Below are 24,989 nucleotides of genomic sequence, written 5' to 3'. Positions count from 1 at the left end.
CCCTTGAAGGTCCACGACCGCAGGCTCCTGGGCCGAGGACCGCTGACCGGTGGTCAACCCCGTGGGCACCACCGCAGGTTGTCTACCCTGCACTTCCACCTGGTACGCCTCGCGGCCCGGGATCGGGCGCCTGGCGGGAGAAGAGCGTACAAGCCCTCTCCGGTCGGCCCGCCACCCGGGAACAGGGATCGCCGATCCGAGTACGCCCCGCGTGTTCACGCGGTGTCGTCAAGCCTGCCGGGTGAGGCCGGGACGTCACAGCGTCCACCCCTAACACGGGTGAGCACGCTGGATCCTACGCGCAACGCGCATGGACCCTCCGCGATCCCTCTCCTGGCGACCCTATCGGCACCCAGGCCCCGTGCACGTGCATTTCAAGCAGATGAACGCACGGACTGAGCGCGTGCGTCCGGGTAACACCCCGCGACAGGGGCGGGTCAGGCGCCACCAGGAGATCACCCAAAGTGACCGGCCAGGCCCTGACCTGGCACGATCCAAGTCCGTCCGGATCGGTCAGGAGCGCCGCTGCTGCCGTGCGGTGGTGTACAGGCACACAGCTGCGGCAGTGGCCAGATTCAGGCTTTCGGCCCCGCCGTAGATCGGAACGCTGACCGCGCCGTCGGTCAGGGAGACGACGTCCCCGGGCAGGCCCCAGGCCTCGTTGCCGAACACCCAGCCGACCCGGCCGTCCAGGCCGCCGCCGTCGGCGACGGTGTGCAGGTCGCGGGTGCCGCTGCCGTCGGCGGCCCATACCCGCGCCCCGGCTCCGCGTAGGAAGTCGACCGCGCGTGACACCGGAACGCCCACGACCACGGGCAGGTGGAACAGGCTTCCCGCCGAGGCTCGGACACACTTGCCGTTGTAGGGGTCGACGGAGGCGTCGGTGAAGACCACCGCGTCGGCACCGGCGGCATCGGCGGTGCGCAGGACCGTGCCCGCGTTGCCCGGGTCGCGGACGTGGGAGAGTACGACCACCAGGCGAACGTCGCCGATACCGTCCAAGGGGACGTCGACGAACTCGCAGACGGCGATGACGCCCTGCGGTGTGACGGTCTGGGCCAGCTCCGACATCACGTCCAGACTGACCCTGTGAATGGGTACGCCCGCCGCGCGGGCGGCGTCCAACAGGTCGATGTGGCGCTGCATGGCCTCCGCCGTGGCGTAGACCTCGACAACGCCCGGGGCGGCCCCGTGGGGCCGCCCGTCACCGCCGCCCGCGGCGGACAGGGCTTCCCGCACCGCCTGCGGCCCCTCCGCGAGGAAGCGCCGCTCACGCTGGCGGAACGTGCGCTTGGCGAGCCGCCGAACCCCCTTGATCCTGGGTGAGCGGATACTCGTGAACTCGTGGCTCGCCATCGCTATTCGCCGATCACCTTCGACCCTAGGCCGCGGCCTCGGCGGGGAGGGCCTTCTTGGCCGTCTCCACCAGGCTCGCGAAGGCGGCCTCGTCGTTGACAGCCAGCTCGGCGAGCATACGGCGGTCAACCTCGATGCCGGCCAGCTTCAGGCCCTGCATGAAGCGGTTGTAGGTCAGGCCGTGAACCCGGGCCGCGGCGTTGATGCGCTGGATCCACAGGCGACGGAACTGCCCCTTGCGGTCCTTGCGGTCCCGGTAGGAGTAGGTCATCGAGTGGAGCATCTGCTCCTTGGCCTTGCGGTACAGGCGCGAACGCTGACCGCGGTAACCGCTCGCCCGGTCGAGAACGACCTTGCGCTTCTTCTTGGCGTTGAGAGCCCGCTTCACGCGTGCCACTGGAACTCCCTCGTTGTCTCGTCCGGCGCGCGCGGCGCGCCGACCGGCCCGGCTTCAACGAACCCGGCGGCCGTGTTGCTTCGTGTGGTTCCCTTCCTGGGGCCGTCACCGTGCTGACTGCCCGGCACGTGGGCGCTCCTGGGAAGAGTCTCGGGGCTACTTGCCGAGCAGCTTGCGCATGCTCTTGGTGTCCGCGGGAGAGAGCACGGACTCGTTGCTCAGCTTGCGCTTGCGCTTGGAGGTCTTGTGCTCAAGGATGTGGTTCTTGTTGGCACGGCGGCGCATGATCTTGCCGGAGCCGGTGAGCTTGAAGCGGTCCTTGGCCCCACTGTGGGTCTTGTTCTTCGGCATGTCGCCGCGTCTCCTACTCCGTCGGCGTGCCACCCGCCTGGGACGGCTGGCACGGTTCTTCCGCTGCTCTGGCGGGGCCCCTGCGCGCTGATGCGATGCATCCGGGCTGTGCTGGCACAGCCCACCCCACCACCCGGTGCCTCCCCGGCGACCGGGCGGTGGGGACTTCCCGTCGCTAGGCGCCCGAACGCTGCTCGCGGCGTGACTTGTCCTCCGCCGCCGCGCGGGCCTCGGCCTTGTGGTCGGACCGCCGCTTGTGCGGGCCGATCACCATGACCATGTTGCGGCCGTCCTGCTTGGGCTGCGACTCCACGGTGCCAAGATCCTGGACGTCCTCGGCCAGCCGCGCCAGCAGTCGGCGACCCAGTTCGGGCCGGGACTGCTCACGGCCGCGGAACATGATCGTCACCTTGACCTTGTCCCCGCTCTTGAGGAACCGCACCACGTGACCCTTCTTGGTCTCGTAGTCGTGCGGATCGATCTTCGGGCGGAGCTTGATCTCCTTGATGATCGTGTTCGACTGGTTCTTGCGCGACTCACGGGCCTTGACCGCGGACTCGTACTTGAACTTGCCGTAGTCCATCAGCTTGGCGACCGGCGGGCGCGCGGTCGGAGCGACCTCGACGAGGTCGAGGTCGGACTCCTGCGCCAGACGCAGTGCGTCCTGCACGGAGACGATTCCGACCTGCTCACCGTTGGGTCCGACGAGACGGACCTCGGGCACCCGGATGCGGTCATTGATGCGGGGCTCGGCGCTGATGGGACCCCTCCCTAGCTTTCTCGGATTACCTGGAATCGGCCGTCCGCCAGACGGTGGGCGGCCCTGCGGGCCGGGCCACCCTCGTCCGTCGGGCGCTCGGCCTCGTCGGGGTCCACATACAGCGAAACCCCGCCAGCGTTTGCAAGCGGGGCGATCCAATCGGTTATTCCCGGCGAGGAGCGGGCACGCACACCAGGCACCCCGGACACGGGCACCCGGCCAACAGAGCTTGGCGCGCTCGATCGCCGGACCGGACCTACACGAGCTGTGCCCGGCAGGTGGGAGGATCACCTCCACTTGCGGCTCCGGTGTGAAACACACCGGAACAAGTCGATACCTCATCATACCAGGGGTCGGCCCATGCTCGGCCCACCGCTTCGGCGGAAGCAGGGCGGACCCCGTCCGGCCGCGCTGGTCAGCCACCAGGCGCGCCGGGGGGCCGGCCCGCCCCGACGGACACGGAACGGCGGTCCAGCTCCGCGCTGCCCGCCTCGCGCATGGCCTCCACCGGAACGTCCTCGACCCCCGTCATCAGTCGGACCTGCCCGACGGCCTGGTGGAGCAGCATCGGAAAACCGCCGACCACACGGCCGCCCCCCGCGGCGACGGCCATGGCGGCGCGGGTCGGCCAGGGCGAGTAGACGACGTCGAACAGGTCGGCGCCCGAGGCGGCGAGCTGGTCGGCGTGGTGGTCGGCCGCGCCCGAGGGCAGGGAGGAGACCACCAGGTCCACGTCCAGGTACTCGTCCAGCTCCGAGAGCGGTGCGATCCTGATCGGGTGGCCGAGCCGCCGGGCGGCGGCGGTCACCTCCCCTGTGCGGTTGGTGTCACGGGCCAGCACGGTGACCGGCGAGGTCAGGCCGAGCTGGCGCAGCGCGGCGAGGGCGGAGGCCGCGGTGGCCCCGGCGCCCAGAACGACCGCGTCGCGCGGAGTGGTCACCCCGGCCTCCGCCAAGGCAGCGGCGATCCCCGGGACGTCGGTGTTGGCGGCCTCCCACGCTCCGTTGCGCCGGAAGAAGGTGTTGGCGCCGCCCACCTGCCGGGCCAGATCGGTAACCGTGTCGGCCAGTTCCAGGGCACGGCGTTTGAGCGGCATGGTCAGGGAGAACCCGGCCCACTCGCCACCGAGCCCGGCGAGGAAGGACGCGAGGTCCTCCTCACCGCACTCGTACTTGCCGTACGACCAGTCCGTCAGCCCCATCGCCGTGTAGGCGGCGGTGTGCAGAACCGGTGAGAGCGAGTGGGCCACGGGAGAGCCCAGCACTGCGGTGCGCACTAATCCCCCAACCAGTTTTCCTCGAACTCCTCCTTGAGCCGCTTGAACTCCTCGTGGTCCCCGGTGAACTCGGTGACACCGTTCTCCGGGTCGGTGGCGACGAAGTACAGCCAGTCGCCCTCGGCCGGGTCCAGGGCCGCCTCCATGGCCTCCTGCCCGGGTGCGACGAAGGGGCCTGGGATGAGCCCGGGCTTGTGGTAGGTGTCGAACCCGCTGGTGTCCTGGTTGCACCTCTCGCGCTGATCGTCGTTGAGCGCGATGCCGTACTCGCCGATGGCGTAGAAGCAGGTGCTGTCCATCTGCAGGGCCATGTCGATGTCCATGCGGTTGTGGATCACCCGGGAGACCTTCGGCATGTCCTCGGGCTTACCGCTCTCGGCTTGGATGATGGAGGCGATCGCCATGATCTCGTTGGCGTCGTAGCCGAGATCGGCGGCCCGGTCCTCCAGGCTGATCTCATCGGCGACCTGCTGGTGCTTGGTCACCATGGTCTTGAGGACCGACAGTGCCTCGGTACCCGGATCGAACCGGTAGGTGGCCGGGAACAGGTAGCCCGCGGGACCCTCGGTGGCGTAACCGGGCAGGCCGAGCTCGTCGGTCCGGGCGTAGGCCTCGTCCAGCTCCTCCACCGTCAGGTCGGTGGATTCGGCGATCTCTTCGAGGACCTCCTCCGAGCGCAGCCCCTCACGGATGCGGACCTGCCCGCCGAGCCGGTTGTCGGCGTCGAGCAGCGCGGCCACGGCGGCCTCGCCGCTCATCTCCTGTGCCAGGGAGTAGGTGCCGGGGACGAGCCCGTCACCGCGCTCCTCCTCCGGGACGGCGTCCAGGGCGTTGGTGAACGCGCGCACGCTGGCCACGACCCCTTCGTCGGCGAGGTTGTCGGCGATGGCGGTGCCGCTCTGGCCCTCCTCGATGACGAAGACGACCTCACCACTGCCCTGGCCCTCGAAGTCGGCCGGGAAGACGTAGGTGCGCATGACGCCGTAGCCGCCGCCCGCGATCACGAGGACGAGGACCAGGGCCAGCAGGATCATCATGCCCTTGCTCTTGCGGCGGCGCTTCCTGCCGCCCCTGCCCGCGTTGGCGCGTGCCCGCCGCTTGAGCTCCTTGGCCTTCCTACGGCTGCTGCGTCCGCCGCCGTAGGCCTCGGCGATATCGGCGAGTCCGGGTTCCTCGTACTCGTACTCGTCCTCCTCCGGCTCCTCCTCCGGTTTCGGCTCCTCCTCCGGCTCTTCCCGCCGCCCTCGCCTGCGGCGGCTGCCGCGGCGGCTCCGGGGCTCGTCCTCGGCCGCGGCCGCACGCCTGCGGCGGGCACGGCGACCACGCGGCTCAGGCGCCTCCTCAGGAACGTCCCCAGCGAACGCACCCGTGTCAGGGTCGCCACCGGTGTCGGCGGAGACCTCGTCGGCACGGTCTCCGCTGTCGGCGCGCTTACGACGGGAGCGGCGACCCGGGGGCTCGCTGACCGCGGCGAACGCACCGGTGTCGGCGGAGCTGCTCACACCGGGAAAGCTCCCCGAGTCGAAGAACCCGCTGTCCTCCGGGGCATCGTCCAGGAAACCGCCGAAGGACTCCTCCGCGCGCCTGCCGCGCTTGCGGCGGCCACGACGGCCCTCGGGCTGCTCGTCCGGGGGCGGGGGCGGGGCCGCGCCCCCGGCTGGCACGTCGTCCACCGGGATGCCGCGTCTACGACGACCGCCGCGACGGCTCCGGGGCTCCTCCTCACGGAAGGCTCCCGTGTCCGCGGGGGCGCCGGCGCCGAAGGCGCCGTCCTCCTCGGGGACGTCGTCCAGGAAGCCTCCGGCAGGCTCCTCCGCGCGCCTGCCGCGCTTGCGGCGGCCACGACGGCCCGTGGGAACGTCCTCGTCCCCGCCGGCCCCGCGACGGGGCCCGGGCTCGGGTTCGGAGCGGGTGCGGCGGCTGCGCCGGGGCGGCTCCTCGGCTCCGGGGGGCGGCTGCGGAGCGCTCTCGACTGGCTGGGACGGTGCGGCGCTCTCACCCAGGTTGGCCAGGGCGGCAAGGGCGTCCTGGGTCGGGTCGCCGGCGGTGCGCCGGGGCGGCGCGGGATCGTGCGGCCGGGGTTCTTCCGTGCCCTGGGGGTGGGAAGTCCCGGAGCGGGCGGCACGGCTTCCACGCAGGGCGTCGGCGGCCCCGACGCGCCGAGGCGGGACGCCGGGGCCCTCCACGGGCGGCTCCGGGCGGCGTCGGCGCCCGGGCGGCTGGGCATCTGGGCCCAGCGGGTCGTACTCTCCCCCTCCGCTGGCGTACCGGGGCGTGCGGCCCCCTCCGGTGTCCGGGCCGCTGCTTTGGAACTCACCCGCTCCGGGGGTGTCGTTCCAGGCTGCGGACTCGGGACGCGCCCTGCGGCCACGTGGGGGCGGCTGCGCGGGCATGGGGTCGCTGAGCGGGTCGTAGTCGTAACCGCGCTCGCGGTCGGGGTGCCCACGATAGGGATTGTCGGGGTAATCATCCCTGTCGTTCATTCTTCTCCCTGGCTGGAGCGGACGATCTCGCCCGGGGGATGGCCTGTTGACCGTTCCTGGTCCAAGGCACTCTGGAGGAGCACGGTGGCGGCGGCCTGGTCGATGACCGACCTGCGGGCCCGCCCGCCCTTGGCGCCCTTCTTGGCGAAGGAAGCCCCGGAGAGCAGTTGGCCCTGGGCGGTCACCGTGGTGAGGCGTTCGTCGACCAGTCGGACGGGAACGGGGTGCAGGAGCGCGGCGAGCGCGTTCGCGAACTCCCTGGCGGACCGGGCCGCCGGGCCCTCCTTGCCTGACAGTGAGGCAGGGTAGCCCACAACGATCTCCCGCGCCTCCCGTTCCAGGACCAGCAGGGCGATTCGCTGCATGTCGCCCTTGCCGCGCGGAACGGTCTCGACCGGGCTGGCGAGCATGCCGCTGGGGTCGCTGGCAGCGACCCCGATACGGGCGTTGCCAGGGTCCACAGCCAGGCGCACACCGTTCCTCAAGAGGACCTCTCCCCGGCCCCGGGGATGGTGTGCGGGCGGGCCGTACCGTTGTCGGCACAGCACCGCGGCTGGAAAATCCTCAACACGGTGGTCCTGTTCGTCAGCTGGATCGCGGGAGAGTCCGCACAGACAGCCGTGTGATCGGCTGTGACGCGCCACAGTATGCCCGATTCGATGACGGTGCGCAGCCTCGACGCCGACGGTCGCGGTACTGGTCCGCGGTCCGCGTCGGTCTCCTCGTACGGGGCCGCACCGGCGGGGTCCGGATCGAACGCGTTCCGTTTGAGTGTAAGTCACTCCGGCGCCGCTCCGGCGCCGCTCCGGCGCGGACGGGTGCACGTGCGGCCATGGCGTACCGGACTCCCGGGGGCGCCACCCCCTGCGGCGGTGGGCTCCGGCCCTGCTGAAACGGCGGTGCCCGAGCGTGTCGGAATTCTCCACATCGTCACAGACCGCGACACTACAGATTCGCCGTACGCCCGTGCGTCGATTCAGCGCCGTGCTGGCTACGACGGGGGCGACGCACGTCGGGCGTGTGCGAAACCGCTGTAGGCGGTCTCCGCACACGCCCGTAGACACACTCCCTAGTCCCTGGCCACACGCTCCTCGACGGCACGCAGTGCCTCGTCGACCTTTCCAGCGTCGCTGCCACCGCCCTGGGCGATGTCGGGCTTGCCGCCGCCACCGCCGCCGAGCGCACGGGCCGCGATACCCACCAGCTCGCCCGCCTTGATCCCGGCCTTCTGCGCGGCCTTGTTCGCCGCGATCACCACGACCGGGCGGTCCTTGGGCACGGCGGTCATCGCCACGACCACGGGCTCGTTCTCGCCGAGACGGCCGCGCACGTCCAGCACCAGCTTGCGCAGGTCGTCGCCGCTGGCGCCCTCCGGCGCCGGGGTGGCCACGACCAGCGCGGAACCGTGGCGGCGAGCCCCCTCGGCGATCGAGCCGGCCGCCTGGAGCACCTGCGCGGCGCGCAGCTTCTCGATCTCCTTCTCCGCGGTGCGCAGCCGGGAGACCATGGTGTCGATCCGCTCGGGCAACTCCTCGCGCGGGGTCTTGAGCTGCTCGGAGAGCTGACCGACCAGCGCGGACTCCTTGGACAGGCGCCTGAACGCGTCCACGCCCACGGCCGCTTCCACACGGCGCACGCCCGAGCCGATGGAGGACTCGCCCAGGAGCTTGACGATGCCCAGCCTGGCGGTGGAGGGCACGTGGGTGCCGCCGCACAGCTCGACGGAGTAGTCGCTCATCTCCACGACGCGCACGCGGTCACCGTACTTCTCACCGAACATGGCCAGGGCGCCCATGCTGAGCGCCTCGTCCAGGTTCTTCTCCTCGGTCTGGACCGGGATGTCACCAGCCAGGACGGTGTTGACCTCCTCCTCTACCTCGGCCAGGCGCGCGCCGCCCAACGCGTTGTCCGCGGTGAAGTCGAACCGCAGCTGGCCGGGGCGGTTCTCCGAACCAGCCTGGCCCGCCGACGGGCCCAGGGAGTTGCGCAGCGCCGAGTGGATGAGGTGGGTGGCGGAGTGCGAGCGCTCGATGGCGTGACGGCGGCCGGTGTCGATGGTGGCGTGCACGGTGTCGTCCAGGACCACCTCGCCCGAGCGGACGGCGCCCCGGTGCACGAACAGGCCGGGCAGCGGCTTCTGTACGTCCTCCACGTCCACGACGCCGCGGCCGTCCACGGTCAGCGTGCCTGTGTCGGCGAGCTGGCCACCGCTCTCGGCGTAGAACGGGGTACGGTCCAGGATGATCTCGACCCTCTCCCCCGCGCGGGCCACGGGCGAGGAGGCGCCGTCGACGACGATGCCCTTGACGTGCGACTCGCTCTCGGCATCGGTGTAGCCGAGGAAGTCGGTCGACCCGGCGCCCTCCAGCAGCTGCGAGTACAGGGAGATGTCGGCGTTGCCGAGCTTCTTGGCCTTGGCGTCGGCCTTGGCGGTGTCCTTCTGGCGCTGCATGAGCTCGCGGAAGGCGCCCTCGTCCACGGACAGACCCTGTTCGGACGCCATCTCCAGGGTCAGGTCGATGGGGAAGCCGTAGGTGTCGTGCAGCTGGAAGGCGTCCGAACCGGAGAAGACGGTGCCGCCCGCGGCACGGGTGCGTTCGGCCGCGCGGCCGAACAGCGCGGTGCCCGCGCGCAGGGTGTCGGCGAAGTTCTTCTCCTCGGTGTCGATCACACCGTGGATGACGTCGGCCTTGTCCAGCAGGTCGGGGTAGATGTCCTTCATGGCGTCGATGCTGACCTCGGTCAGCTCGTGCAGGAAGGCGGTGTCGGTGCCCGACAGCAGGCGCAGGTTGCGGATGGAGCGGCGCAGGATGCGGCGCAGGACGTACCCGGCCTTCTCGTTTCCGGGCTTGACGCCGTCACCGACGAGCATGACGGCACTGCGCACGTGGTCGGCGACCACGCGGAGCATGACGTCCTGCTCCGCGCTGTCGCCGTAACGGGTACCGGCCAACTCGGCGGCACGGTGCAGGACGCGGCCGATGATGTCGGTTTCGTAGATGTTGTCGACGCCCTGTAGGACCGCCGCGAGGCGCTCGAGGCCCAGTCCGGTATCGATGTTCTTCTTGGGCAGGTCGCCGAGGATCGGGTAGTCCTTGCCGCTGCCCTCACCCCGCTCGTACTGCATGAAGACGAGGTTCCAGATCTCGATGTAGCGGTTCTCGTCCGCCTCGGGCCCGCCCTCGACCCCGTACTCGGGGCCGCGGTCGTAGAAGATCTCCGAGCAGGGACCGCAGGGGCCGGGCACGCCCATGTCCCAGTAGTTCTCCTCCATGCCCATGCGCTGAATGCGCTCGGGCCGGACCCCGACCTTGTCACGCCAGATCGTCTCGGCTTCCTCGTCGTCGAGGTAGACGGTCACCCACAGCTTGTCGGGGTCGATGCCGAAACCGCCCTCGCCTACAGGGGTGGTGACCAGTTCCCACGCCAGCGGGATCGCCTGCTCCTTGAAGTAGGCGCCGAAGGAGAAGTTGCCGAGCATCTGGAAGAACGTCGCGTGCCGGGAGGTCTTGCCGACCTCCTCGATGTCCTTGGTGCGGATGCACTTCTGGACGCTGGTCGCGGTGTCGTAGGAAGGCGTGCGCTGGCCCAGGAAGTAGGGCTTGAACGGAACCATGCCCGCGGGCACCAGCAGCAGCGTGGGGTCCTCGGCGATGAGGCTTGCCGAGGGCACCACGGTGTGTCCGTTCTTCTCGAAGAAACTGAGGAAGCGGCGCGCGATTTCTGCCGTCTCCATTGATGCCCTCCTGTGCTTGCTCCGCCGCCCGGGGCGACGTGTCTGTCCCAGCGTGGGACCGTTGTCACGCGTGGTCGGTAGGGGCCCATCGTAGAGGGGGCCGCCGCGCCAGCGCGCGTGGTTTACGGGTGGCCGCCGGGGCCCCGTCCCTTGGACAGCGTCGGCGGCCTGGTTTGTTCCAAGGCTATCGCCGCTGACCACTGGCGGGCCCCGGGAGGACGTGGCTACGCCAGGTAGAACTCGCGGACCCTGGGCGTGAACATCAGGCCGATCATCAGCGCGGCGAAAGCCAGCGGGATCAGGGAGAGGTAGTCGCCGAGGACGACCATGAGGAGCAGGATCAGGGACGCGACGCCGTGGAAGGCGACGACGCCCCAGAACAGGCCCTGCTTACGGCGGCCCATGAGGGCGGCCAGGGTCGTGGAGGCGACACCGTAGACCAGGGGGATCAGGGCGATGGCTCCCGTGAAGGCCGCCAGGAAGCCGAAGGACCCTTCAGGGTCCTCGTCTCCGAGCATCTCTCCGACGCCGAAGCCCAGCAGGGCGATGGCACCGATGAGGACGCCCAGGAGGATGCCGAGGGGGCCACCGATGAACATGAGCACCCGGACGGTGACGGCCTGGCCCGGCATGGCGACCGGTACGGGTGGGGCCATGGGAGGCGGAGGCATCTGCCCGGGGAAGCCGTAACCGGCCGGGGCCTGGCCTGGGAAGGGCTGGTGGGGGCCGGGCTGCGGTGAGGGGTGCACCGGGATCCTTTCGGGGTCGTGTTGGGGATGACGCCAGGACTCTACTGAGAATCGTGGAGGGGTGTGGACGGGCGGTCTCGGGGCCGGTAGTAGGCGCGGGCCGGGCCCGTCATGGCGAGCAGGCAGACCACCGCGCCGTACAGGCCCGTGACGCCCGTGAGGACCACGGTGGAGACGTCGCCGGTGAAGGAGGTCCATCCGCTCAGCGGCAGGCTGAGGGAGGCCAGGAGGTGCAGGGCCGCGATCGCCCGGGGCGTGGCCGGTGTGCGCCGTCCCGCACGGATGGCCATGGTGATCGAGGCGACGGTGTAGGTCAGTCCCATGAGGGCGAAGAGGGTCGTGTGCACGACCATCGCCCCGGGGGTCGCGGCGCCGGCGACGTCGTTGAAGAAATCCTGCCTGGCCTCGTCGTTGAGCGCGGCGATGAGGGCCACGGCCCCGTACAACAGGGTGAAGCCGAATCCGAGGAGGGCACCGAGGCCCATCATGACGACCGCCACGATCACCTGGCCGGGCATCGGCGGGCGCGGCGCGTACGGATACCGGGGGTGCTGGTGTGGGGCGGCCGGATATCCGGGGAGGGCATGTCCCGGCGGGTGGCCGTGTGCTTGTGGCGGCGACTGGCCGCCGTACCCGTACGGCGCTCCCCGCGGCTGCTCCGGAGAACCGGAGAACTGTTGGGGACGGGGGGCTGGGTTCACTTTTCGGCCTTTCCGTAACCCATCGTGTCAGCGCCACGACCCTACAGAGGGGTTCCGAAAGAACACGAAACGGGCAGGTGGGGCAAAGTCACGGACACGGAGAGGGGGCCGGTCAGTGTGCGACCCGGCCCCCTCTCGCTGCCACAACGGGCCCAGGAGATATCAGTAGCCGTAGGCGTCCGTTGAGGGGCGTGTGTAGTAGGCACGCGTGCCCTCCAGAAGCATGAGCACGATCATGGCCACCGTGAAGGCCAGCGGGATCACCGCGGCGAGGCCGCCGGTGAACAGGTTGATCACCAGGATCAGCGCCGCCAGGCCCTGGAAGGCCACGACCGCCCACAGGATGGCGGGGCTGCGGCGGCCCATGAGCGAGGCCAGCACGATGGACACGACCCCGTAGACGAACGGGATCGCGCCCATGACACCGAAGAACACCCCGGCCTCGGCACCGGACAGCGGTAGGCCCGCCTCCTGCATCGCGCGCCGCATCTCCTCACCGACCTGGCCGCCGCTGGCGGCCATCGCGGCGGCGATCCACATCAGCCCGCCGAACAGCAGGCCGCAGGCGCCGCCGATGAACATCAGCACCCGCACGGCGATGGCCGCGCCGGGCATCTTGGCCGGACCCGCGCCCGGTGCCCCCGGGGCGGGTGGCGGGTAGCCGCCGTACTGCGCCGGGTCCTGTGGGGACTGGCCTTCTGGGTACTGACCCCCGGCGTAGGGGTCACCGGCGTGCGGGGCACCGGGGTACTGACCCCCGGAGCGCTGTCCGCCCTTGTTCGGATCCTCCGAAGGCTGTTGCGGATACACGGGGCGACCTCCATTAGTTGGGGAACGGTCCTATGTCGGTTCTACGGGCGCCCCTACCCAGCTGCCGCGAAAAGCACCATGACGCCGCAGCCCCGTACGGCAGCGGCCTCCGGAGCCCTCAGGACAGCTCCGGAGGCCGCCCGTCGCCCTCGGGGAGGGACCGTCGGCCCTTCGGGGCGTACTGGCGCAGGAGTTCCTCCTCCTGCTCGTACACCGCCCGGGACAGGTCCTCGTTGAGTTCGCGCAGGGCACCCCGGTACTCGCTGACCTGGCCCTCCACGCGGTCGGCGATACCCCCGGGTGTCAGTGCACGCCTGGCCCGGTTCACCCGGTGGACCGCGTAACCGCCGATGGCGGCCCCCGCCGCGAGATAGAACAGCCTGCCGATCACCGGTTCGCCCTCCGTTTGCGGCTCCGCACCACCGCCAGGGCCTTGCGCTGGCCGAGCACGCGGCGCACACCGTAGGACAGCGACGCCACCTTCACCAGCGGACCGGTGAGGACCGACCGGGTCAGCGCGGTCACCGTGGAGACGTCCTCAGAGCTGGCCTGGACGTTGGCGGTGATCTCCTCGACGCGTTCGAGCGAGGTGTTGGTGCGTTCCACCGTGGACGCGACGTCGTCCATGAGCGGCGGGGTGCGGTCCCCCAGTTCCGAAACGACCTTGGTCGTCTCGTTGATGAGCTTGATCAGTTTGACGAGCGCCACGCACATGAACGTGGCCAGCACCGCCCAGACCACCGCGGCGACGAGCGCGGCGACCTCTCCTCCGGTCAGCATGCGGGCTCCGTGGGCAGATAGAGGGTTACTTAGAGGGTGCGGACGACCTCGCGCACGCGCCGGGCCTGAGGGACGACCGGGCTCCCCGTGGTACGCGGGTCGAGCCGATTTCGGCTGACCCTATCGTGTCCTGCCGCCGGTCGTGCGGACACGCCACGGCGGAGCCGAAAGTGTCACGGGTCACGCACCAGTCGACTGTTCGCACTGTGCGGTCGGTGGAGGACTCGGGATCGACGAACGGCCTGCTCTGAAGGAGAATCACTACGAAGCGGGATCTTCACTACGATGTCCGGACACTCAGCCGCCCACCGGCCCCTGAAGCACCGACAGGACACCCATGAGCCCTCGTTCTCCCCGAGAGATCTCCGTACTGGTACCGCCGGACCTGGCACCCCTCTATCCGGACGACCCCTCGCGGATCGGCCCCTACCTCGTCCTCGGACGTCTGGGCCAGGGAGCCACCGGCACCGTCTACGCCGCCGTGGACACCGCGCCCGCCAGCGCGGGCGACCGCCTGGTCGCCGTGAAGGTACTCACCTCCCCCGAACTGGATTCCCCCGACGTCTATCCCGCCCTGGAACAGCGCCTGCGCGCCCTGTCCAACGTCGACCCCCGACGCGTGGTCGTCCCCCTGGCCTTCGACAGCGACGCCAACCCGCCCTGGTTGTCCATGCCCTACCTGGCGGGCGAGCGCCTGTCGCACTACGTCACCAAGCGCGGCGGGCTGGGCACCGGGAAACTCATCGCCCTGGCCACCGGCCTGGCCGAAGGCCTGTCCGCGCTGCACACACGCGGGGTGGCACACGGCTCTCTGCGTCCCGGCGATGTCCTGCTGGAGTCGCACGGGCCGCACATCATGGAGTGCGCGGTCGCAGCCTCCGCGGAGCGGTTGCGCGGATCGGGCGCCACCTGGCTGAGCCCCGAACGGTTCGGGGGCGGGGCGGCCACACCCGCCGCCGACGTGTTCGCCTGGGGCGCCGTCGTCGCCTTCGCCGGAACGGGACGCCTGCCCTTCGGCCCCGGCGACCCCGAGGAGATCGCCGAGCGCGCCGCGCGGGGTTCCTTCGACCTGGACTCGCTGGCCAAGGGGCTGAGGCACGTGGTCGGGCGCGCCCTGGACCCCGACCCCGACCGCCGCCCCAGCCTGCGCGAGGTGATCGGCGCGGTCATCGCGATGTGGCAGGCGGAGAACGCCGGGAGCGCCCAGGACCGCGCGGTGTCCCCGGCCGGGGACACCACCGGGGCCGGTTCCCCCGACCGTGGCGAACTGTCGCTCATCCTGGAGCGCGAGTGGCACGCCGTGGAACCACCCGCGCGCGTGCCCCAGGTCATCCGCCTGGAGGGGCGCATGTCCAACCGTCGCCCCACCCGTGCGCTGTTCCTGGCGGGGAGCGTGGCGCTCGCCCTCGGGCTCATCGGCGCCGGAGTCTGGGGGCTCTCCCAGCTGTTCGGGCCCGACGATGACGAGGCCCTGGCCTCCGACGCCGCCGAGGAGGAGGTCGCCGAGGAAAGCCCCTCCGCCGAGGAGGATCCGCTGACACTGGTGGTGCGGTTCGACCCCGCCGACCAGGAGTCCCCCGAGTCGGGGCCGTGGGTGTACACCCCCGTCGACCGCGACGACGAGCCGATCCGCGGACGGGGGGTGCCCAGCCACACCGCTTGGGCCGAACAGTGGGACGAGGCCGGTGAGCCAGCCGAGGCGGTCATAGCCCCCGACGCCGAGGTGCTCTGCGCGAAGTTCTGCGCCGCGCCCGACCACGTGTTCCTCGACGCGGAGGGTCGCGGCACCTGGGAGCTGACCGGAAGCGACTTCGTCGACTACCTGTCGTGGGGGCCGGTGGTGATCGTGGAGGTGACCTTCTCCGAGGACTCCGGAGAGGACGGGGACCCCCGCGAGGTCGTGCAGGTCACCGAGCTGTTCACCGACTAGGGGGCTCCTCCTGGGTGCTTTCGAGGGGGAGCGGCCCTACGGGCCCGTCTCCCCCTCGTCGCCCCGGCCCTCAGCCGCGCTGGCCACCGCCCCGGAGGACGCCCTTGATGCGCTGGAGGACCTCGCCGAAACGCCGCTCGGCACCGTGCTGGGTGGGACGGTAGTACTCGCGGTCGGTGAGGCCCTCGGGGGCGTGCTGTTGGGGAGCGACACCGCCGGGGAAGTCGTGGGCGTAGCGGTAGCCCTTCCCGTGGCCGAGATCGGCGGCGCCCTTGTAGTGGCCGTCGCGCAGATGGGCGGGGACGGGTCCGGCCATGCCCGCCCGCACATCCGCCGAGGCGGCGTCGATGGCGGTGATCACGGCGTTGGACTTGGGGGCCAGGCTGATGTGGATGACGGCCTGGGCGAGGTTGATACGGGCCTCGGGCATGCCGATGAGGTCGACGGTCTGGGCGGCGGCCACGGCAGTCTGCAAAGCGGTGGGGTCGGCCATGCCCACGTCCTCGCTGGCGTGCACGACGATACGGCGGGCGATGAAGCGGGGGTCCTCCCCCGCCTCGATCATGCGGGCGAGGTAGTGCAGGGCGGCGTCGGGGTCAGAACCGCGCATGCTCTTGATGAAAGCGCTGACGACGTCGTAGTGCTGGTCCCCGGAGCGGTCGTAGCGGACGGCATGCCGGTCAACGGCGCGCTCGACGTGCTCGGCGGTGATGGTGACCGGCTCCTCGGAGGGAGATCCGGCGACGAGGGCGGCAGCCTCCAGGTAGGTCAGGGAGCGACGGCCGTCGCCGCCCGCCAGGCGCACGAGATGGTCGGCACCGTCCTTCGAGAGCGTGTAGCGGCCGTCCAGCCCGCGCTCGTCGGTCAGGGTCCGGTCCACGAGGGCGCGGACGTCGTCCTCTTCCAGGGACTCCAGGGACAGCAGCAGCGAGCGGGACAGCAGCGGGCTGACCACGGAGAAGAAGGGGTTCTCGGTGGTGGCTCCGATGAAACTGACCCAGCGGTTCTCCACCGCGGGCAGCAGCGCGTCCTGCTGGGTCTTGTTGAAGCGGTGCACCTCGTCGACGAAGAGCAGGGTGCGGGTGCCGTGCATGCCCATGCGCCGCCGGGCGTCGTCGACGACGGCGCGTACGTCCCTGACCCCGGCGTTGACCGCCGACAGCTCCACGAAGCGGCGCCTGGTGACACGGCTGACCACCATGGCCAGGGTGGTCTTCCCGGTGCCGGGCGGGCCCCACAGGAAGATGGACATGGGCGCGTCGTCCTCGACCAGGCGCCGCAGCGGGCTGCCCCGGCCCAACAGGTGGCGCTGGCCCATGACCTCGTCCAGGGTCCGGGGGCGCATACGCACGGCAAGCGGCTCCTGCCCTCGGGCGGCCTCGGCTCCTGCGTCGTCGAACAGCGTTTCGTGCACGCCCCCAGGGTAGCCCCGGAACGGTCAGGCCTCCGACGCCACCGCGGTCCGGCCGCGCGCGAACTCGGCGGAAGGGGTCATGCGGGTAACCAGCAGGGCGATGTCGTCGCCGCGCCCGGCGGGAGCCATCTCGGCCAGGACGTGTGCGGCGGTCTCGGGGGTCTCGTAGTGCTCGGCCAGAGTCGCTCCGACCTGGGCGAGTCCGTCGTTCATGGGCACCTCCGAGCTCTCCACGAGCCCGTCTGAGCACAGCAGCAGGGAGACGCCGGGCGTGAGCATGCGCGTGGTGACGGGGTACTCGGTGTCGGGGAGCACGCCCAGCGGCGGGCCGGTCTCGGGCTCCCAGATCTCGTAGCTGCCCTTGGAGGCCAGCACTGCCGGCGGCTGCCCGGCCCATGCGGCCTGCATGACACCGCTCTCGCGGTCCACGACGAGGTAGGCGCAGGTGGCGAAGACGATCTCACCGGTCTCGGTGAGCAGGCGGTTGGTCTCGCCCAGGACCACACCGGGGTCGGACTGGTTGGAGGCGTAGGCACGAAAGGCCACGCGTATCTGGCCCATGGCGGCGGCCGCCTCCACTCCGTGTCCCTGCACGTCGCCGACCAGGAGGCCGACCTTGTTCTCGGGCAGCTCGATGACGTCGTAGAAGTCGCCGCAGATGCGCCAGTCCGCCCGGGAGGGCAGGTACTTGGTGGCGATGTCCATGTCGGAGAAGCAGGGCACCTGGCGGGGCAGCATGCGGCGCTGCACGGCGTCGGCCAGCTCCAGTTCGGCCTGCTGGGCCTTGATCCGTTGCAGGGCCTGTCCGGCGAGCCCGGCGAAGGTGAGCATCAGGGCACGCTCGTCGCGGCTGGCGTGGTGGGGGCGGTCCCACACCATCTGCCAGACGCCGAGGGCGACCTTGCCGTCACCGAAGATCGGTACCGTGGCCCATGCCTGGCCGCGCACCTGGCGCATGAGCTCGACTGCGGCGGGGAAGCGGCTGATGACTTCGGCGCGGCTCTCGAAGAAGCGCGGCTGGCGGTCCTGGATGACGGCGCCCATGGGGAAGTCGGTGTCGTCGGCGCGACGGCCGTCGATGCGGTCGAGGTTGCCGCCCTGGGCCCGGGCGTTGGGAGAGCTGCGTAGCAGCCCGCCCTCCACGTAGAGGGCGATGGCCTGCACACCGCCGAAGATCGGCAGGAACTCCTCGCTGAGCAGGTCCATGACCTTGTCGACGGTGGTGGCCGAGACGAGCTTGGAGGACAGCTCGGTGACCAGGCGGCCGTGCTCGGCCTCGGTGCGGCGGCGGTCGGCGAGTCGGCGGACGAGCTGGACGTGCTCGGTGACGTCGTCGACGATGCCGACCAGGCGGTCAGGGTCGCCGGGCACGTAGCGAGCGCGTACGTGCAGGGAGCGCTCGTCTCCGAGGCGGTCGAAGACGCGGAAGCGCTGTTCGTAGTCGCGTCCGGCGAAGGAGGCGGACATGGCGTCGCGGACACGGGCGATGTCGTCGGGGTGGACCCGCTCCAGGATGCGTTCGAGCTCGCGGTCGTTCCCGGCCAGCAGGGCGCCGAGCGGCGTGGGTCCGAAGAGCTCGCGGAGGCGCCCGGTGCCCAGGTCCAGGCTCCACAGGACGGAGTCGGAGTTGTCGGTGCGCAGCTCGCCGACGACCCGCAGGTCGGCCTCCTCGGTGGAGAGCACGTGCAGCAGTGCGACCACGCGCGCGCCGTCGGCGTCCTCGTCGTCCCGGGGCAGGACGCGCAGTTCGGCCTCCACCAGGTGGGCGGCCTTCTCGGCCACGCTCAGGCGCAGGCGGGCACGGCGGCCCCAGTGCCCGGCGAGAGCGTCGTCGTGGGCGCGGACGCCGCGCTGGACGTCGTCACCGTCGAGGAGGCCGTACCACGCCCGGCCGGCGATGTCGGCCTCCTCAAGGCCGAAGAGCTCGGTGAAGGCCAGATTGGCGTGCAGGATCGCGCCGTCGGTCCGGGCGAGCGCCATGGGCTCGGGGGCGTGGGAGAACGCTCCCGCGAGAGCGCTCTCGGAACCATCACCTACAGCGCGTTTTCCGTTCACGTATGACTCATCCTCATGTCGTCTCGGACGTCACACCCGCGCTCAGGCGCGGCCACCCCTGAAACGTTCCGGCCGGCTCATTCTAGGTGTCCGAGGCTGGGGCGTTACCGGATCGGGGCGGACGGCGGCGCCCGTTCCACCCGGTTACCGCACGGCCCGGCCGGGCACGGGGCGTGACGGTTTTCCGGTGTGGTGGGCTGGCGCCGAATTCCACACTCTCGGCCGCATCCGACCGATCACAGGGTGTGAATCGTTACGCTCGTGTGACTCAATGGCGCAGAAGAACTCCGCCACCACTTCCGACCGCGTACGGGAAATCCCGTGAATGTGCTGTGTTCACTCCAGGCACATGCTCATCGCGGTGCGAGAGGGGTGATTCGCCCCCAACGGTAGGGGATGACGGCTCTCAACGCATCCGCACCAGGGCGACGCGGCCGTGTTCGGCCACGTTCGCACCCGTCAACGCCCGATAGTCGACGGTTTTCTCCGTGTGACCGAATGTGGCAGGTTCAAAGCGAGATAAATCCGGGCACGCACCATGCAGTGCGAAATCCTTCGATCCCAGAGGACATGCCCATGTACCTGGTACTTACGCGTGCCGTGACAAAGTTCGGAATCAGCGGCACCGCCTGGGGCTGGAAGTGCCCTCTGTGCGGCACGGACAACGACGACAGCGACGGCACCTGCTGGTGCGGGGGCAGGAAGCGCTGACCGCCCCTCCGGCACACGAAGGGGCGGCACGCGACTCCGCGCACCGCCCCCAGGCTCCTCAGCGCCCTACTTCGACCGCTCCTCGGCTCCGGCCCTGCCCGAGGGCGTCAGAATCCGTGACCTACTTCTTCTTCTGGTCCTCCGGGGGCAGGACCGTACGAATGTGGACATCACGCAGCTGCTTGTCCGAGACGGTGGAGGGCGCGCCCATAACCAGGTCCTGCGCGTTCTGGTTCAACGGGAAGGCGATGGTCTCGCGGATGTTGGGCTCGTCCGCGAGAAGCATGACGATCCGGTCGATACCGGGAGCGATGCCGCCGTGTGGCGGGGCACCGAACTTCAGGGCCTTGAGCATGCCGCCGAATTCGGCCTCCACGGCCTCCTTGTCGTATCCGGCGATCTCGAAGGCCTCGTACATGATTTCGGGCGAGTGGTTACGGATGGCGCCCGAGGAGAGCTCCACACCGTTGCAGACGATGTCGTACTGCCAGGCGAGGATGTCCAGGGGGTCCTGTTCCCGGAGCGCCTCCAGGCCGCCCTGAGGCATGGAGAACGGGTTGTGGCTGAACTCGATCGTGCCCTCGTCCGAGCGCTCGAACATCGGGAAGTCCACGATCCAGCAGAAGCGGTACGCCTTCTCCTCGAAGTGCCCGGCCCGCTTGCCGGCCTCGACGCGCACCGGCGCCATGATGCGGTTGATCTCCGCGTCGTCCTCGCTCGCGCAGAAGAACAGACCGTGGCCGGGACCGGCACCGAGGGTGGTGAGCAGTTCGTCGCTGACCTCGGTGACGAACTTGGCGATGGGCCCGGTCAGTTCGTTGTTCTCCCCGACCTTCAGCCAGGCGAGGCCCTTGGCGCCGTTCTCGACGGCGAAGTCGCCGATACCGTCGAAGAACTTGCGCGGCTGGTCCTGCACCTCGGGAACGGCCAGGGCACGGACCTTCTTACCCGCGAAGGCGCGGAAGTCGGTCTTGTCGAACAGCGCGGTGACGTCGAGCATCTTCATCGGTACGCGCAGGTCGGGCTTGTCGGTCCCGTACCACTCCAGGGCGTCGCGGTAGGCGATCCGCGGATACGGGGAGGTGATCTCCCAGCCCTCGGAGAACTCCCGGAAGACGTCGGTCATGACCTTCTCGATGACCTCGAAGACGTCCTCCTGCTCCACGAAGCTCATCTCGACGTCGAGCTGGTAGAACTCGCCGGGCGAGCGGTCGGCTCGGCTGTCCTCGTCTCGGAAGCAGGGCGCGATCTGGAAGTAGCGGTCGAACCCGGCGATCATCAGAAGCTGCTTGAACTGCTGCGGCGCCTGAGGCAGGGCGAAGAACTGCCCGGGGTGGAGCCGGGAGGGCACCAGGAAGTCACGGGCGCCCTCGGGGCTGGAGCTGGTGAGGATGGGCGTCTGGAACTCGTTGAAGCCCAGGCCCGTCATCTTCTGACGGATGGACGCCACCACCTGCGAACGCAGCATGACGTTGCGGTGCATCCGCTCGCGGCGCAGGTCCAGGAAGCGGTAGGTGAGGCGGCGCTCCTCGGAGGTGTTGTCCTCGGGGAAGACCGTGAGGGGGAGCTCCTCGGTGGTCCCGAGGACCTCCAACTCGGTGGCGTCGACCTCGACCTCGCCTGTGGGCAGGTTCGGGTTGACGTTCTCAGCGCTGCGAGCCGACACCTCGCCCGTGACCTGGATGACCGTCTCCTTGGGGACACGGCTGAGCTGCTCGAACACCGGGGACTCGGGGCGTGCCGTCAACTGCGTGACGCCGTAGTGGTCGCGCAGGTCGACGAAGAGCAGGCCGCCCAGATCCCGGCGGTTGTGCACCCAGCCGGAGAGACGCGCCTGCTGTCCGACGTGCTCCTTGCGGAGCTGACCACACGTATGAGTCCTGTAACGATGCATGAGTTACCAAGTCCACTAACTACACGGCTGAGGGAAGGCGCCGGAGAGCCCTGACTGGGACCGGCTGAAAGAGTGCCCCTTGAACACCTGGAATCCTACCGTCCACCACCAGCACCGCCTCCCGTCTCCGGGCCGGGACCGGCTGGCGGGCCCCGGCGCCGTGAGCCCGTCTGCCGGGCAAGCTGGTTCGCCGCGACGGCCGTGGCCAACGGTTCAGCTGGTGATATCGCGCAGGTAGGGATTGGTGGCGCGCTCGCGCCCGACCGTGGTGGCGGGACCGTGGCCGGGCAGGACCTGGGTGTCGTCGGGGCGGCCCAGCACCGCGCTGGCGAGGCTGGCCAGCATGGCGGTGTGGTCGCCGCCGGGGAAGTCGGTGCGGCCGATGGATCCGGCGAAGACCAGGTCCCCTGCGAACATCACGGGGACGCCGTCCCCGGTGGTCACCGTGTAGACGACCGAGCCGGGGGTGTGACCGGGGGTGTGCTCGACCCCGAAGTCCAGTCCGGCCAGGGTGAGGGTGTCGCCTCCGGAGACCTCCACGAGGTCCTCGGGTTCGGTGTGCGGGCCCGGGCCCAGGAGCGCGGACAGCTGCGCCGCGAAGCCGGGGTCGACCCCGGAGGCGGGCTCGGTGAGCAGGCCGCGGTCGGCGGCGTGCAGATGGACGGGAACACCGTGCTGCCCACCGATCTCGGCGGCCGACCACACGTGGTCGAAGTGGCCGTGGGTGAGCAGCACCGCGACGGGGGTCAGCCTGTGCTCGGACAGGGCCTTGTCGACCTGCTCGGTGGCCTCCTGGCCCGGGTCGACGATGACGCACTCGCCGTCGGGGGCCGGTGCGAGCACGTAGCAGTTCGCGGCGAGGGGCCCGGTGGGAAGTGCGGCGATGAGCACGGCGGGTGTCGTCCTGTCCTCGGTCGGGTGCGCGGTCGTGGGCGGTGGGTCCGCAGGCCGGACACGCGGACCACCCGTCTTCAGAGCCTACCGAGACGCGGAGGGAGCAGCGACCCGATCGCCGAAGTGCGGAACGTGTTTGATCACCATTCGATCACCGCCAGCGGCTGGCCTCTTTGCCAAACCGCGTGGTAATGCCATATTGGTCACCGTCCTTGGTATACGCCGAGGCCTCTGCCTGCGCCTCTGCTGGGCGGGAGGGCTCCCGGCCTGACGCCCGAGGACGCGCGGACACCCATGATCTGCGTAGACGTGAACCACGGCGCGGCGCCCACCGTCGAATCGTATGGATATCGTGCTGAGCACGGTGGTTCCCATCACGAACCGGCGAGGACACGACGCGACGACCCGAACCCGTCCCACGGCCGGGCTCATGACAGCAGGAGGACACGGTGACCACGGACCCTTGGGGCCGCGTAGACGACGACGGCACGGTCTACGTGCGCACGAGCGAAGGCGAACGGGTCGTCGGATCGTGGCAGGCGGGGGCGCCGGAGGAAGCCCTGGCATTCTTCCACCGCAAATACGACGCCCTGGTCACCGAGGTGGAGCTGCTGGAAAAGCGGCTCCGCAGCACCGACCTGTCCGCCTCCGCCGCGATGGCGAGCATCGACAAGCTGCGCGGCTCCGTACGGGATGCGAGCGCGGTCGGTGACCTGGACGCGCTGATGAAGCGCCTGGACTCTCTGGCTGACCGCGCCGAGGAGCGCAAGGTCGAGCAGAAGCAGGCCCAGGAGCAGGCTCGCGGCCAGGCCCGGGAGATCAAGGAGCGCATCGTCGCCGAGGCCGAGCGGGTCGCGGTGGAGACGACGCACTGGAAGTCCGGCGGCGAGCGGATGCTACAGCTCATCGAGGAGTGGAAGAAGGCTCCGCGGGCCGACCGCCCCACCGAGCAGGCGCTGTGGAAGCGCATGTCGGCGGCGCGCAACTCCTTCTCCAAGCGGCGCAAGGCCTACTTCGCCAACCTGGACCAGGAACGCGAGGTGGTGCGCGTGGAGAAGGAGCGCATCGTGGTGGAGGCCGAGGCGCTGGCGAACTCCACCGACTGGGGGCCCACAGCCCGCGCCTACCGCGACCTGATGCAGCGGTGGAAGAGAAGCGGCCGCGCGGACAGAGCCAGTGAGGACAAGCTGTGGGCGCGTTTCAAGACCGCCCAGGACACCTTCTTCGACGCGCGCAACGCCACCTTCGCCGAGCGCGACGCCGAGTTGCGGGTCAACGCCGAGGCCAAGGAGCGCATCCTGGCCGAGGCCAAGGCGGAGATCCCCGCCATCTCCGACCCCCGCCGGGCGCGTGCCCGACTGCGCGGCTTCCAGGAGGCATGGGAGGAGGCCGGCGAGCTGCCGCGTGATGTGCGCGACCAACTGGAGGGCGCCTTCCGGCAGATCGAGGACGGCGTACGCCGGGCCGAGGAGGCCGAGTGGGAGCGCACCAGCCCCGAGGCGCGGGCCCGCGCCGAGGACACGGTCTCCCAGCTGGCGTCGGCCATCAGCGGCCTGGAGGCCAAGCTGGACAAGGCCCGGGCGAGCGGTGACACCCGTCGCGCCAAGGAGCACGAGGACGCGCTGGAGGCCCGCCGCTCGTGGCTGGCCGAGGCGGAGAAGGCGCTCAACGAGCTGAGCTGAGCCGCTGACGGGCCGCGTCCCCGAATCCGGGCTCCCCCGGGGACGCGGCCCGTCGTGTGCGCTACCACCTCTGCGGGGCCTGCCGCGTGAACACCGCCTCTCGGGCGCCGTTGGGGGCGGTGGAGTGCTGTCTAGGGCTGGGCGTCGAGTTCGACGGCCCTCTCCGGGGGCGCCTCCACACGCAGTCCGGGCACCGGTCGGGGCATGGGCCGAAGCTCGGGCTCGGGCTCGGGCTCGGGCTCGGGTCCGACCCTGGGTTCCGCCGCGAGCACGTGGCTGACCTTCCGTTCGGTCCGCGCCCCACCGCTGCCGGGCTCCTGGCTCTGCGCGTTCCGGTGACGCACCATGCCGCCGAGACACAGTGCCACGGAGGCGGAGAACGCCAGAGCCGTGACCACCCACACCAGCGGCAGCGCCTCGTGGACCCGGTGCACGGCGGCGTCGCAGGAGACCAGGACCGCTCCGGGTTCGGGGCGCGCGCACACCGTGGTGACCGGGTGCGCGTCCCCGTCGCGGACCCCGGTGATCTCGCCGGTGACCCGCATACTCCTCTGCTCCCCCGGTTCCAGGGACAGCGGCCACGTCACCCGCCCCTCCCCCGCCTCGGCACCGGGCGAGGCGGGGACGTGGCGCATCGTCGGCGGCAGGAACTGTACGGCCTGGGCCTCGGGTAGGGGTTCGGTTCCGGAGTTGCGCACCCGGATCGTGTACTGGATCTGGTCACCCGGGCCCAGCCGCTCCTCGTCGGTATGGGCCTCCAGGTCCACGTGCAGGCTGTCCGTGCCGGGCACGGCCTCCCCCGCCGCCTTTCCCGGCTGGCCGGATGCGAGATGGGTGCCGGGCAGGGCGATCAGGGTCGCCAGTCCCAGCGCTGACACCACGGTTGCTGCGGCCATGATCCCCTCCACGTACGAGCACAGTAATAACAATGCGTATATACGGAATAACACGCAGTATTCATTTTGTTCGTACGCCATGCGGAGAGACCCGGAACACGCGTCGGGGGCGGA

Annotated in this window: 20 protein-coding genes; 2 read left to right on the top strand and 18 right to left on the bottom strand. The window is 70.4% G+C overall.

Translation table 11 applies throughout. From position 1 onward, the window contains the following. Positions 1-513: 513 nt before the first annotated feature. The 13 genes from AC0T5L_RS18415 to AC0T5L_RS18355 form a co-directional block, all read right to left on the bottom strand. Positions 514-1,356 (bottom strand): TrmH family RNA methyltransferase, encoded by an 843-nt coding sequence (locus AC0T5L_RS18415; RefSeq protein ID WP_476166668.1) that lies wholly within the window; start codon positions 1,354-1,356, stop codon positions 514-516. Between the two features lie 25 nt (positions 1,357-1,381). Beyond that, positions 1,382-1,753 (bottom strand): 50S ribosomal protein L20, encoded by a 372-nt coding sequence (gene rplT / locus AC0T5L_RS18410; RefSeq protein ID WP_476166669.1) that lies wholly within the window; start codon positions 1,751-1,753, stop codon positions 1,382-1,384. A gap of 156 nt (positions 1,754-1,909) precedes the next feature. Continuing rightward, a complete protein-coding gene (rpmI, locus tag AC0T5L_RS18405) occupies positions 1,910-2,104 on the bottom strand; it encodes a 50S ribosomal protein L35 (RefSeq protein WP_476166670.1) in 195 nt (64 codons plus the stop codon). 175 nt (positions 2,105-2,279) lie between these two features. Then, a complete protein-coding gene (infC, locus tag AC0T5L_RS18400) occupies positions 2,280-2,846 on the bottom strand; it encodes a translation initiation factor IF-3 (RefSeq protein WP_274534038.1) in 567 nt (188 codons plus the stop codon). A gap of 433 nt (positions 2,847-3,279) precedes the next feature. Further along, entirely contained in the window at positions 3,280-4,140 is an 861-nt protein-coding gene (locus AC0T5L_RS18395) for a shikimate dehydrogenase (RefSeq protein ID WP_476166671.1), read from the bottom strand. Then, positions 4,140-6,623 carry an endolytic transglycosylase MltG gene (gene mltG / locus AC0T5L_RS18390; protein WP_476166672.1) on the bottom strand — a complete coding sequence of 828 codons (2,484 nt, stop codon included), beginning with the start codon at positions 6,621-6,623 and terminating at the stop codon, positions 4,140-4,142. Before mltG ends, AC0T5L_RS18395 begins: the two co-directional genes overlap by 1 nt. After that, positions 6,620-7,108 (bottom strand): Holliday junction resolvase RuvX, encoded by a 489-nt coding sequence (ruvX, locus tag AC0T5L_RS18385; protein ID WP_476166673.1) that lies wholly within the window; start codon positions 7,106-7,108, stop codon positions 6,620-6,622. Before ruvX ends, mltG begins: the two co-directional genes overlap by 4 nt. Positions 7,109-7,692: 584 nt before the next feature. Next, positions 7,693-10,359, bottom strand: a complete 2,667-nt coding sequence (gene alaS / locus AC0T5L_RS18380) for an alanine--tRNA ligase (RefSeq protein ID WP_476166674.1) — start codon at positions 10,357-10,359, stop codon at positions 7,693-7,695. 224 nt (positions 10,360-10,583) lie between these two features. Beyond that, positions 10,584-11,108, bottom strand: coding sequence for a hypothetical protein (locus AC0T5L_RS18375; RefSeq protein WP_476166675.1), 525 nt, complete (start codon positions 11,106-11,108; stop codon positions 10,584-10,586). Positions 11,109-11,149: 41 nt separating this feature from the next. Beyond that, positions 11,150-11,626, bottom strand: a complete 477-nt coding sequence (locus AC0T5L_RS18370) for a hypothetical protein (protein ID WP_476166676.1) — start codon at positions 11,624-11,626, stop codon at positions 11,150-11,152. A 345-nt stretch (positions 11,627-11,971) separates the two neighbouring features. After that, positions 11,972-12,619 carry a hypothetical protein gene (locus tag AC0T5L_RS18365; protein WP_476166677.1) on the bottom strand — a complete coding sequence of 216 codons (648 nt, stop codon included), beginning with the start codon at positions 12,617-12,619 and terminating at the stop codon, positions 11,972-11,974. Between the two features lie 118 nt (positions 12,620-12,737). Further along, positions 12,738-13,010, bottom strand: coding sequence for a hypothetical protein (locus AC0T5L_RS18360; RefSeq protein WP_476166678.1), 273 nt, complete (start codon positions 13,008-13,010; stop codon positions 12,738-12,740). Next, positions 13,007-13,399 (bottom strand): DUF948 domain-containing protein, encoded by a 393-nt coding sequence (locus AC0T5L_RS18355; protein WP_476166679.1) that lies wholly within the window; start codon positions 13,397-13,399, stop codon positions 13,007-13,009. Before AC0T5L_RS18355 ends, AC0T5L_RS18360 begins: the two co-directional genes overlap by 4 nt. Before the next feature lie 337 nt (positions 13,400-13,736). On the opposite strand from AC0T5L_RS18355, the gene AC0T5L_RS18350 reads away from it, so the two are divergent. Then, positions 13,737-15,329: a serine/threonine protein kinase gene (locus tag AC0T5L_RS18350; protein WP_476166680.1), complete on the top strand. Its 1,593-nt coding sequence runs from the start codon at positions 13,737-13,739 to the stop codon at positions 15,327-15,329. Between the two features lie 70 nt (positions 15,330-15,399). Here AC0T5L_RS18350 and AC0T5L_RS18345 read toward each other — a convergent pair whose 3' ends face one another. The 4 genes from AC0T5L_RS18345 to AC0T5L_RS18330 all read right to left on the bottom strand — a co-directional run bounded on the left by AC0T5L_RS18345 (position 15,400) and on the right by AC0T5L_RS18330 (position 22,294). Beyond that, positions 15,400-16,743 (bottom strand): replication-associated recombination protein A, encoded by a 1,344-nt coding sequence (locus tag AC0T5L_RS18345; protein WP_476166681.1) that lies wholly within the window; start codon positions 16,741-16,743, stop codon positions 15,400-15,402. A 24-nt stretch (positions 16,744-16,767) separates the two neighbouring features. Continuing rightward, on the bottom strand, positions 16,768-18,723 hold the full coding sequence (locus AC0T5L_RS18340; RefSeq protein ID WP_476166703.1) for a SpoIIE family protein phosphatase: 1,956 nt from the start codon (positions 18,721-18,723) through the stop codon (positions 16,768-16,770). Positions 18,724-19,630: 907 nt separating this feature from the next. Then, the gene (aspS, locus tag AC0T5L_RS18335) at positions 19,631-21,403 is read right to left on the bottom strand and encodes an aspartate--tRNA ligase (protein ID WP_476166682.1); all 1,773 of its coding nucleotides are present in this window, start codon (positions 21,401-21,403) and stop codon (positions 19,631-19,633) included. 213 nt (positions 21,404-21,616) lie between these two features. Further along, positions 21,617-22,294 (bottom strand): MBL fold metallo-hydrolase, encoded by a 678-nt coding sequence (locus AC0T5L_RS18330; protein WP_476166683.1) that lies wholly within the window; start codon positions 22,292-22,294, stop codon positions 21,617-21,619. Between the two features lie 452 nt (positions 22,295-22,746). Between AC0T5L_RS18330 and AC0T5L_RS18325 the strand changes: the two genes are divergently transcribed. Beyond that, positions 22,747-23,979 carry a DUF349 domain-containing protein gene (locus tag AC0T5L_RS18325; RefSeq protein ID WP_476166684.1) on the top strand — a complete coding sequence of 411 codons (1,233 nt, stop codon included), beginning with the start codon at positions 22,747-22,749 and terminating at the stop codon, positions 23,977-23,979. Between the two features lie 131 nt (positions 23,980-24,110). On the opposite strand, the gene AC0T5L_RS18320 is transcribed toward AC0T5L_RS18325, so the two are convergent. Further along, complete coding sequence (locus AC0T5L_RS18320) at positions 24,111-24,875, bottom strand: hypothetical protein (protein ID WP_476166685.1); 765 nt, start codon at positions 24,873-24,875, stop codon at positions 24,111-24,113. Positions 24,876-24,989 lie beyond the last annotated feature (114 nt).

This window comes from Nocardiopsis sp. TRM 82005 (genome assembly GCF_056312425.1).
Note: the sequence above shows the minus strand (reverse complement) of the source record. Positions and strands in the feature narration are given on the sequence as shown.